This window comes from Polaromonas sp. P1_G4 (assembly GCF_056405475.1).
Genome location: NZ_JBFUCA010000119.1, coordinates 1 through 10011, shown reverse-complemented (window position 1 = coordinate 10011; position 10011 = coordinate 1). Strand labels below are relative to the sequence as shown.

Below are 10011 nucleotides of genomic sequence, written 5' to 3'. Positions count from 1 at the left end.
TTTCGTTCCTTTTTCGACTCTTTTCCATCCTTTTTTCCAACCCCGGAATTCCCGAAAACCGCCCATGAAAGCCTCCCAGTTCTTTATTTCCACCCTCAAGGAAGCGCCTGCCGACGCGGAAGTCGTCAGCCACCAGCTCATGATGCGGGCCGGCATGATCAAGAAACTGGGCGCCGGCGTGTACAACTACATGCCGATGGGCCTGCGCGTGATCCGCAAGGTCGAGGCCATCGTGCGCGAGGAAATGAACCGCGCCGGCGCGATCGAAATGACCATGCCGGTGATCCAGCCGGCCGAGCTCTGGCAGGAAACCGGCCGCTTTGAAAAAATGGGCCCCGAACTGCTGCGCATCAAGGACCGCCACGGCCGCGACTTTGTCGTCCAGCCGACCAGCGAGGAAGTCGTCACCGACGTGATGCGCCAGGACATCAAGAGCTACAAGCAGCTGCCCAAAAACCTGTACCAGATCCAGACGAAATTTCGCGACGAACGCCGGCCGCGCTTCGGCCTGATGCGCGGGCGCGAGTTCATCATGAAGGACGCTTACAGCTTTGACCGCGACCAGGCGAGCGCCAAGGCCAGCTACCAGGTCATGGCCGCGGCTTACCGCAAGATTTTTGACCGCTTCGGCCTGACCTACCGCGCCGTCGCGGCGGACAGCGGCGCCATTGGCGGCGACCTCAGCGAAGAGTTCCAGGTGATCGCCGCCACCGGCGAAGACGCCATCGTGTATTGCCCCGGCAGCGACTACGCCGCCAACATGGAAAAAGCCGAAGCGCTGGCGCCCCAGGGCGCACGCAAGGCCGCTTCCCAGGCGCTGACCAAAACCGCCACGCCCGGCAAGGCCACCTGCGCCGACGTGGCCGAGCTGCTGGGCATCCCGCTCGCTTCCACCGTCAAGTCGCTGGTACTGGCCACCGACCAGGTTGATGAGACCGGCAAGATCGTCAAGACACAGGTCTGGCTGCTGCTGCTGCGCGGCGACCACGACATGAACGAGGTTAAGGTTGGCAAGGTGCCGGGCCTGGCGGACTTCCGCTTTGCCACCCTGCCGGAAATTGAAGACCATTTCGGCTGCAAGCCTGGCTACCTCGGCCCGCTCAATTTGAAGAAGCCTGTCAAGCTGGTGGCGGACCGCGAAGTCGCGGCCATGGCCGACTGGGTGTGCGGCGCCAACGAAGTGGACTTTCACACCACCGGCGTCAATTGGGGCCGCGACCTGCCCGAGCCCGAACTGGTGGCCGACATCCGCAACGTGGTTGCGGGCGACCCTTCGCCCGATGGCAAGGGCGCGCTGGTCATCGAGCGCGGCATCGAGGTCGGCCACGTGTTCTACCTCGGCACCAAATACAGCCAGGCCATGAACGCCACCTTCCTCGGTGAAAACGGCAAGCCCCAGTTCCTGGAAATGGGCTGCTACGGCATCGGCATCACGCGCCTGCCGGCTGCCGCCATCGAGCAAAACCACGACGAGCGCGGCATCATCTGGCCCGACGCGATTGCGCCCTTCACCGTGGTGCTGTGCCCCATCAGCCCCGACCGCTTTCCCGAAGTCGAAGCGGCCGCCAGCAAGCTTTACGCAGAACTGCTCGCAGCGGGTGTGGACGTGATCCTGGACGACCGCGGCGAACGGCCCGGCGCCATGTTTGCCGACTGGGAATTGATTGGCGTGCCGCACCGCGTCACCATCGGCGACCGCGGCCTGAAAGACGGCCAGCTCGAATACCAGCACCGGCGCGATGCGGCTTCCAGCAAGATCGACGTTGCCGGCGCCTTTGATTTCCTCAAGGGAAAGCTGGCGCTTTGACGCTCCAATGGTTTCCGTGCGCTCATTGACCCTGTCCGCATCCGAAGCTGCCGCACAGGCCAGGGCGCAGGGGATTTCCAGGCGAAGCTGCCTGCAGGCCCTGCCCATCGCCCTCAGCCCATGGCTGCTGGCGGAACAGGCGCATGCCGGCGCGCAGGTTGAAGAGCCGCTGATCGACTCGGTGCGCACCGCGCTGAGTTCTGCCATCGCCAACCAGGCGCCGCCTGTGCCCGAGTTCAAGGACACCGAAAGCCGGCTCGCCTACCTGCGCTGGCTGGGCGCGATGAGCGAGCGTCTCAAGAAGAAAAAACCGGAGTGGCAGATCCGCAAGGAGTTTTTGCAAACCGTCTGGTACGAAAGCCGCCGCGCCGGGCTGGACACCACGCTGGTGCTGGGCCTGATCCAGGTCGAAAGCAATTTCCGCAAATTCRCGGTTAGCAACGTCGGCGCGCGCGGCTACATGCAGGTCATGCCTTTCTGGACGCGCGTGATCGGCGACGGCGATCCCTCCAAACTCTTTCACATGCAGACCAACCTGCGCTTTGGCTGCGTGATCCTGCGCCACTACCTGGACCGCGAACGCGGCGACCTCTTCATGGGCCTGGGCCGTTACAACGGATCGCGGGGCAAGTCGCCCTACCCCAATGCCGTGATGGGTGCCAGCAAAGCCTGGGAGTATTAGGCACACCCCCGTTCAGGCTCACTGCGTGTAGCCTGCTCCCCCCTTGCAGGGGGCGGCGCCTGCGGCCTGGCAAAGCCAGTTCCGCGGCCCCAGCTTGATACAGCATGGCGCTATCAATTCAATAGCTACTCGCGCACGTCCCTATTGGACTGAGGTCCGATTTAATGCCTGAAAACAGGGTTTTGACGATGTTTTACGGCCAATACAACGAGTCCTGAAGGCATTTTGGTCTCTAAAAGGGGATTTTTGGCCTCTTTTTACCCATGAATAGTGCCTCTAGCCCAATGCTGGCGAGCGCGAGCAGCTATAAATTTAATAGCGGCCGGYTGCCTTGCCAGCAGGGGCCGCGGATCTGGCTCTGCCAGTCCGCAGGCGCCGCCCCCTGCAAGGGGGGAGCAGGCTACACGAAGTGAGCCTGGACGGGGGTGAGCCAATCAACGCTCTGCGGCAAACCAGTCGAGTACAGGCACCGTGCCCGGCAGCACCGGCTGCACTGTTACCGGCAGGTTTTGCCACGCATACGACTGGCCTTCGTGCATGTGCAGCTCGCYGGTCCACTCGAAGACCTTGCAGAAATTGAGGCGGACCAAGGCGTGCGGGTAGTCGACCATTTCGACCTTCCAGGGCTGGGCGGCGCCTATGGTGACGCCGATTTCTTCCTGCAGCTCGCGGCGCAAGGCTTCTTCGACCGTTTCACCGGTTTCGAGCTTGCCGCCGGGGAATTCCCAGTAGCCTTCGTAAACCTTGCCAGGCGGGCGCGAGGTGAGAAGGAAATCGCCGTTCGGACGGATCAGCACGCCGACGGCCACGTCGACCACCTTGCGATCCACACCGCCCTCGCGCGGGCGCTYGCCGTCGGCGACCAGCACGCTCATGTCGAATGGTCGGGGGCGTGGTCGCCATCGGGCGACGCAGCAGCCGCCGCCGCGCCCGGCCGTTCATACGCCGCGATGGGCGCAGCCGCCATAGGCCGGCTGGCGCTGTCGCGGCCGGCGTAGTCGCGGGCGAACTGGTAGGCCACACGGCCGCTGCGCGAGCCGCGCTCCAGCGCCCAGACCAGCGATGCGGGCCTCGCGGCTGCAATTGCATCGGGGCCCACGCCGAAGGACGACAGCCACTGCGCGACGATGGTCAGGTATTCGTCCTGGGTGAAGGGGTAAAAACTGACCCACAGGCCAAAACGCTCCGACAGCGAAATCTTTTCTTCGACCACTTCACCGGGATGCACTTCGCCGTCGTCACCGTGCGTGTAGGTGAGGTTTTCCGTCATGTACTCGGGCAGCAGGTGGCGCCGGTTGCTGGTCGCGTAGATCAGCACATTGGGCGTGGCCGCCGCGACAGAGCCATCGAGGATGGACTTGAGCGCCTTGTAGCCGGGCTCGCCTTCCTCAAAACTCAGGTCGTCGCAAAAGACGATGAATTTTTCAGGCAGCCCGGACACCACGTCGACGATGTCCGGCAGGTCGGTCAGGTCGGCCTTGTCGACCTCGATCAGCCGCAGGCCGCGCGCCGCATATTCATTGAGGCAGGCCTTGATCAGTGAGGACTTGCCGGTGCCGCGCGCGCCGGTCAGCAGCACGTTGTTGGCGGGCTTGCCGCTGACAAACTGCTCGGTGTTGCGCCGGATCTTTTCCTTCTGGTCCTCGATTTCCTTGAGATCACCCAGGCTCATGTTGCCGATGTGGCGCACCGGCTCCAGCGAGCCGTGGCCGGAGCTGCGCTTGCGGTAGCGGTAGGCAATCGAAGCGCTCCAGTCGGGTGCGGTGAGCGGTTGCGGCAGCACGGACTCAATCCGCGCCATCAGGGACTCGACGCGGGTGATCAGGCGTTCAAACTGCTCGTTCATGGGGTGCGCCGGTTAACTGCGGTAGTCGGCGTTGATCTTGACGTAGTCGTACGAAAGATCGCAGGTCCAGACCGTGTCGGCCGCATTGCCCCGGCCCAGCACCACACGCACGGTGATCTCGCTCTGCTTCATCACGCGCTGGCCGTCGGCTTCCACGTAGCCGGGGTGGCGGCCGCCGTTTTTGGCAACCAGCACATCGTCCAGGTACAGGTCGATGCGGGTCTGGTCCAGGTCATCGATGCCGGCATAACCGACGGCCGCAAGAATACGGCCGAGGTTGGGATCACTGGCGAAGAAAGCGGTTTTCACCAGCGGCGAATGCGCAATGGCGTAGGCGACCTTGCGGCACTCTTCGCCGGTCTTGCCGCCTTCGACCTGGATGGTCATGAATTTGGTCGCGCCTTCGCCGTCGCGCACGATGGCTTGGGCCAGCTTGCGGGCAATGTCCAGCATGGCGGCGCGCAGGGCCTTGCCTTCCACGCCGTCCAGCGAGGTGATGGGCGGGTGCTTCGCCTTGTTGGTGGCCATCACGACGAACGAGTCATTGGTCGAGGTGTCGCCGTCGACCGTCACGCGGTTGAAGGAGCCTTCGGCAAGCTCCGTGGCCAGTTGCGCCATGAGCGGTTGGGCAACACAGGCATCTGTGGCCATGAAACCGAGCATGGTGGCCATGTTGGGCCGGATCATGCCGGCGCCCTTGCTGATGCCGGTGATGGTGATGTCGGCGCCTGCAATCTTCACGCGCGCGGAGAAAGCCTTGGCGACGGTATCCGTCGTCATGATGGCTTCGGCGGCGTTGCCCCAGTTGTCGGCCTTGGCGGCTTCCAGTGCGGCTGGCAGGCCCGCCGCGATGCGGTCGTTGGGCAGCGGCTCCATGATGACGCCGGTGGAGAACGGCAGGATCTGCTCGGGCGCAATATCCAGCAGGCGGGCCAGCGCAATGCAGCTGGCGTGCGCGCGGCTCAGGCCGTCGTCACCGGTGCCGGCGTTGGCATTGCCGGTGTTGATGAGCATGGCGCGTATGCCGGCTGTTTTGCCGTCATTTTTGGTCAGGTGCTCACGGCAGATCTGCACTGGCGCAGCACAAAAGCGGTTCTGCGTGAAGACGGCCCCGACCGAGGCCCCCTCGTCGAGCAGCAACACCGACAGGTCTTTGCGATTGGCCTTGCGGATGCCCGCTTCGGTGATGCCCCAGCGCACGCCGGGCACAGGGTAAAGGTCCGCGGCGGGCGTGGCAACCAGATTGACGGGCATGTTCCAGGACTCCGGAAAATCAGGGTTAAATCGGCAGTGTTCAGCGCAGGGCGGTGCTCAGTTCAGTCGGCCGTGGCAGTTTTTGTACTTCTTGCCCGAGCCGCAAGGGCAAGGGTCGTTGCGGCCCACAYGCGGCACTTCGTCGGCCGGTATGGCCGATGCGCGGCGCTGCGATTCGCTGTCCAGCGTCGTTTCCACCTCACCGGTTTCAGTAGGTGCGGTGTAGGTGACGTTGGTGATGTTCTCGGCCCGGTTTTCCAGTTCCTCGGCGGCCTGCTCGAGCTGTTCACCCGACTGGACCTTGACCGTCATCAACACCTTGGTGACCTCGTTCTTCACGCTGTCGAGCAACTGGCCGAAGAGTTCAAAGGCTTCGCGCTTGTATTCCTGCTTGGGCTGCTTCTGCGCATAGCCGCGCAGGTGAATGCCCTGGCGCAGGTAGTCAAGGGCGCTCAGGTGTTCACGCCAGTGGCTGTCGATGCTTTGCAGCAGGACGATGCGTTCGAACTGCGTGAAGTTTTCTTCGCCGATTTTTTCGACCTTGTCGGCGAATGCGGCGTTGGCCGCGGCAATGACTTTTCCCACGACTTCGTCGTCGGTGATGGCGGTCGCGGCTTCCAGCTCCTGGCGCAGGGGCAACTCGATCTGCCACTCGTCGCGCAGCACGTTCTCGAGCCCGGCGATGTCCCACTGCTCTTCAACGCTTTCAACCGGCACATACTGCCGCGCCAGGTCGGTGAAACAGCCTTCGCGCAGGGAAGCGATCTGCGCCTGCAGGTTGGCCGCATCCATGATGTCGTTGCGCTGCTGGTAAATCACCTTGCGCTGGTCATTGGCCACGTCGTCATATTCCAGCAACTGCTTGCGGATGTCGAAGTTGCGCGCCTCGACCTTGCGCTGGGCCGACTCGATGCTACGGGTCACGATGCCCGCCTCGATCGCCTCGCCGTCGGGCATCTTGAGCCGCTCCATGATGGCCTTGACGCGGTCGCCCGCGAAGATGCGCATCAACGGGTCGTCCAGGCTCAAATAAAAGCGCGATGAACCGGGGTCGCCCTGGCGGCCTGAGCGGCCGCGCAACTGGTTGTCGATACGGCGCGATTCGTGGCGTTCGGTCGCGATGATGCGCAAGCCGCCCAGGGAGGTAACCTGCTCGTGCTCTTCTTTCCAGACCGCGCGCAGACGGGTGATTTCCGCTTCCTGGGCCGCCACATCGAGCGACTCGTCCGTTTCAACCGCTTCAATCAATTTTTCAACATTACCGCCCAGCACGATATCGGTGCCGCGGCCCGCCATGTTGGTGGCAATGGTGATCATTTTCGGCCGCCCGGCCTGGGCAATGATGTCGGCTTCGCGGGCATGCTGCTTGGCGTTGAGCACCTGGTGCGGCAGGTTTTCCTTGATCAGCAACTGGTCGATGATTTCGGAGTTCTCAATCGACGTCGTGCCGACCAGCACGGGCTGGCCGCGCTCATAGCATTCACGGATGTCCTTGATCGCAGCTTCGTACTTCTCGCGGGTAGTCTTGTAGACGCGGTCCAGCTGGTCGTCGCGGCGGCTGACGCGGTTGGGCGGGATGACAGTGGTTTCGAGGCCGTAGATTTCCTGGAATTCGTAGGCTTCGGTGTCGGCCGTTCCGGTCATGCCGGCCAGCTTGCTGTACAGGCGGAAATAGTTCTGGAAGGTGATGGAGGCCAGCGTCTGGTTCTCAGCCTGGATCTGCACGCCTTCCTTGGCTTCGACAGCCTGGTGCAGGCCGTCGCTCCAGCGGCGGCCCGACATCAGGCGGCCGGTGAATTCGTCAACGATCACGACCTCGCCGTCCTGCACCACATAGTGCTGGTCGCGGTGGTAAAGCAGGTTGGCGCGCAGCGCTGCATACAGGTGATGCATCAGCGAAATATTGGCCGGATCGTACAGCGTGGCGCCTTCGGGGATCAGGCCCAGGTTGAACAGCAGGCGCTCGGCGTTCTCATGACCCTGCTCGGTCAGGAAGACCTGGTGGGTTTTCTCGTCGATGGTGTAGTCGCCGGGCTTGGTCACGCCTTCGCCAGTGCGCGGATCGGCTTCGCCTTCCTGGCGCGTCAGCAAGGGCACGACCTTGTTCATCGCCAGGTACATCTCGGTGTGGTCTTCAGCCTGGCCGCTGATGATGAGCGGCGTGCGGGCTTCGTCGATCAGGATCGAATCGACCTCGTCAACGATGGCGTAATTCAGGCCGCGCTGCACGCGGTCTGCCACCTCGTAGACCATGTTGTCGCGCAGGTAGTCAAAGCCGTATTCGTTGTTGGTGCCGTAGGTGATGTCGGAGCCGTAGGCCGCCTGCTTTTCCTCGCGCGACATGTTGGGCAGGTTGATGCCGACGGTGAGGCCCAGGAAGTTGTAGAGCTTGCCCATCCAGCGCGCGTCGCGGCTGGCCAGGTAGTCATTGACTGTCACCACATGCACGCCTTTTCCGGTCAGCGCGTTGAGGTAGACCGGCAGCGTGGCGGTGAGGGTCTTGCCCTCGCCGGTGCGCATTTCGGAAATCTTGCCGTTGTGCAGCGACATGCCGCCCAGCAGTTGCACATCAAAGTGACGCATCTTCATGACGCGTTTGCTGCCCTCCCGGACCACGGCAAAAGCTTCAGGAAGAATGGCATCGAGTTCTTCGCCTGCGGTCACCCGGTCTTTGAATTCCTGGGTTTTGGTGCGCAGCTGGTCGTCGCTCAGCTTCTCATACTCGAGTTCCAGCGCATTGATGCGTTCTACGGTTTTGCGGTAGGTTTTGAGCAGGCGGTCGTTGCGGCTGCCGAAAATTTTGGTCAGGATGTTGGAAGCCATAAATGCGAGGCCGCCTTTGACCGCTCCCGCGAGCTAGGCAATGCGGCCGAAATCCCTTTTTGTGTACGGAACCTAGGTGTGGGCGCCAACAGTTACTTCAACTGGGCCCAAACCCCTGATTTTAACTCTGCCAAGGGAGTCGCATGGCCCGCCGCCGTAAAACCGCAGCGGCAAGCCAAAAGCCGTGCACGTGGCACGGCAGCGGCAAGCGCCTAGTGGGGGCGCGGCAGCTGGGGAGCCGGCACAGCCGGCCGCGGAGAAACCGCTGCCACCGTGGGCCCGGGCAGTTTTTGCCCTGCGGTCAGGAATTTTTGCGGGTCCTGGAAGACGCCCTGGACCAGCACCTCGAAATGCAGGTGCGGACCGGTGGAACGGCCCGTGGTGCCCACTTCTGCAATCTTCTGGCCGCGCTTGATCAGGTCGCCTTTTTTGACCAGCACGCGGGACGCATGGGCGTAGCGTGTGACGAGTTCGTTGCCGTGGTCGATTTCCACCATGTTGCCGTAGGCGGGGTGGTATTCCTGCGTGACGACCACACCGCCTGCGGCGGCAAGAATCGCGGTACCCGGCTCGGACGGGAAATCCAGGCCGGTGTGCAAGGCGGAGCGCCCGTTCATCGGGTCAATGCGCCAGCCGAAAGGTGAGCCCAGATTGCCACCGGCCACCGGTTCCTGGGTGGGAACCATCATTTTCTTGATCTTCTGGTCGAAGAGGCGCGACTCCATCACGGTCATGAGATCCACGCGCTGGTCGGTCAGTTTGTCCAGGTCAGCCAGGGTAGTTTGCAGCTCTTCCATGGTCAGCGAAGGACCCGCCACCAGCACGCCGCCGCGGCCAGGCGTCACCTTGATGTCATTCGGGCTGACCCCTGCCAGGCCCGACACCCGCTCGCCGAGCGCTTCGAGCTGCATCATCTTGGCCTGCATTTCACCGACCCGCCTGGCCATGACATCGAGGTTTTCACGCATAAAGCGGTCACGCTGGTCGAATTCGTCCTTGACCATGAGCTTGACCAGCGAGCCGACGACCGGCCAGCCTTCCCGCGCTCCCTTGAGGAACACCCAGTGATAGAGACCCGCAGCCACGAGCATGAGCGCCAGGGCGGCGACAAAGCCGGCCAGCACCAGTTTGGTACCGCTTAAATAAATGGCCCGGCTTTTCGCCAGCCACGCATCCGTGATAATCAAATGCACTTGTCTACCTCTTTTTTTTCAGCTTGCGCTTGCCAGGCTGCTATCTGCCCATCATGACCACTGACCGGCGCCTTCCCCAGGCGCTTTCCGTTTACCAGGCGGCCGGGAGTTCACCTTCCCTGGCACGGCTGACGGAACTCGTTCAGGAGTCCGGCGAAAGGCTCAAGGCCATTGAATCGCTGCTTCCTGAAGCCCTGCGGCCCGCCGTTCAGGCCGGACCGATTGACGGTGAAACCTGGTGCCTGCTGGTGAATGGCAATGCGGCTGCTGCAAAAATCCGGCAGTTGCTCCCCCTGATCCAGGCGCGCCTTCTCGGCAAAGGTTGGAAGGTTACATCAATTCGGCTCAAGATACTAATAGCCAAAAAGTAGTCGTCCAGACCGGCTCACAGAAGCCTCAATACGTC

The 10011-nt window shown here is 62.6% G+C and carries 8 protein-coding genes; 3 read left to right on the top strand and 5 right to left on the bottom strand.

Annotation, left to right across the window (positions count from 1 at the left end):
* Positions 1 to 64 precede the first annotated feature (64 nt).
* Both AC1D1X_RS08215 and AC1D1X_RS08210 read left to right on the top strand, forming a co-directional pair.
* Positions 65 to 1807, top strand: a complete 1743-nt coding sequence (locus AC1D1X_RS08215) for a proline--tRNA ligase (protein ID WP_477669840.1) — start codon at positions 65 to 67, stop codon at positions 1805 to 1807.
* A gap of 7 nt (positions 1808 to 1814) precedes the next feature.
* Entirely contained in the window at positions 1815 to 2489 is a 675-nt protein-coding gene (locus tag AC1D1X_RS08210) for a lytic transglycosylase domain-containing protein (RefSeq protein ID WP_477698116.1), read from the top strand.
* A gap of 434 nt (positions 2490 to 2923) precedes the next feature.
* Here the strand turns inward: AC1D1X_RS08210 and AC1D1X_RS08205 are convergent, their stop codons facing one another.
* The 5 genes from AC1D1X_RS08205 to AC1D1X_RS08185 form a co-directional block, all read right to left on the bottom strand.
* Positions 2924 to 3364: an NUDIX domain-containing protein gene (locus tag AC1D1X_RS08205; RefSeq protein WP_477698115.1), complete on the bottom strand. Its 441-nt coding sequence runs from the start codon at positions 3362 to 3364 to the stop codon at positions 2924 to 2926.
* The gene (locus AC1D1X_RS08200) at positions 3361 to 4335 is read right to left on the bottom strand and encodes an ATP-binding protein (protein WP_477669843.1); all 975 of its coding nucleotides are present in this window, start codon (positions 4333 to 4335) and stop codon (positions 3361 to 3363) included. The genes AC1D1X_RS08205 and AC1D1X_RS08200 overlap by 4 nt, the downstream gene beginning before the upstream one ends.
* 12 nt (positions 4336 to 4347) lie before the next feature.
* Positions 4348 to 5589 carry a bifunctional glutamate N-acetyltransferase/amino-acid acetyltransferase ArgJ gene (gene argJ, locus AC1D1X_RS08195; protein ID WP_477669844.1) on the bottom strand — a complete coding sequence of 414 codons (1242 nt, stop codon included), beginning with the start codon at positions 5587 to 5589 and terminating at the stop codon, positions 4348 to 4350.
* Between the two features lie 57 nt (positions 5590 to 5646).
* Positions 5647 to 8412 (bottom strand): preprotein translocase subunit SecA, encoded by a 2766-nt coding sequence (secA, locus tag AC1D1X_RS08190; RefSeq protein ID WP_477698114.1) that lies wholly within the window; start codon positions 8410 to 8412, stop codon positions 5647 to 5649.
* A 212-nt stretch (positions 8413 to 8624) separates the two neighbouring features.
* Positions 8625 to 9605 carry a M23 family metallopeptidase gene (locus AC1D1X_RS08185; protein ID WP_477669846.1) on the bottom strand — a complete coding sequence of 327 codons (981 nt, stop codon included), beginning with the start codon at positions 9603 to 9605 and terminating at the stop codon, positions 8625 to 8627.
* 53 nt (positions 9606 to 9658) lie between these two features.
* Between AC1D1X_RS08185 and AC1D1X_RS08180 the strand changes: the two genes are divergently transcribed.
* The gene (locus AC1D1X_RS08180; RefSeq protein ID WP_477669847.1) at positions 9659 to 9976 is read left to right on the top strand and encodes a hypothetical protein; all 318 of its coding nucleotides are present in this window, start codon (positions 9659 to 9661) and stop codon (positions 9974 to 9976) included.
* Positions 9977 to 10011 lie beyond the last annotated feature (35 nt).

What these genes read in the sequence shown, in the direction of transcription:
- AC1D1X_RS08215 (WP_477669840.1), top strand. Translation starts at nt 65, where the DNA reads ATGAAAGCCTCCCAGTTCTTTATTTCCACCCTCAAGGAAGCGCCTGCC.
- AC1D1X_RS08200 (WP_477669843.1), bottom strand. Translation starts at nt 4,335, where the DNA reads ATGAACGAGCAGTTTGAACGCCTGATCACCCGCGTCGAGTCCCTGATG.
- argJ (WP_477669844.1), bottom strand. Translation starts at nt 5,589, where the DNA reads ATGCCCGTCAATCTGGTTGCCACGCCCGCCGCGGACCTTTACCCTGTG.
- AC1D1X_RS08180 (WP_477669847.1), top strand. Translation starts at nt 9,659, where the DNA reads ATGACCACTGACCGGCGCCTTCCCCAGGCGCTTTCCGTTTACCAGGCG.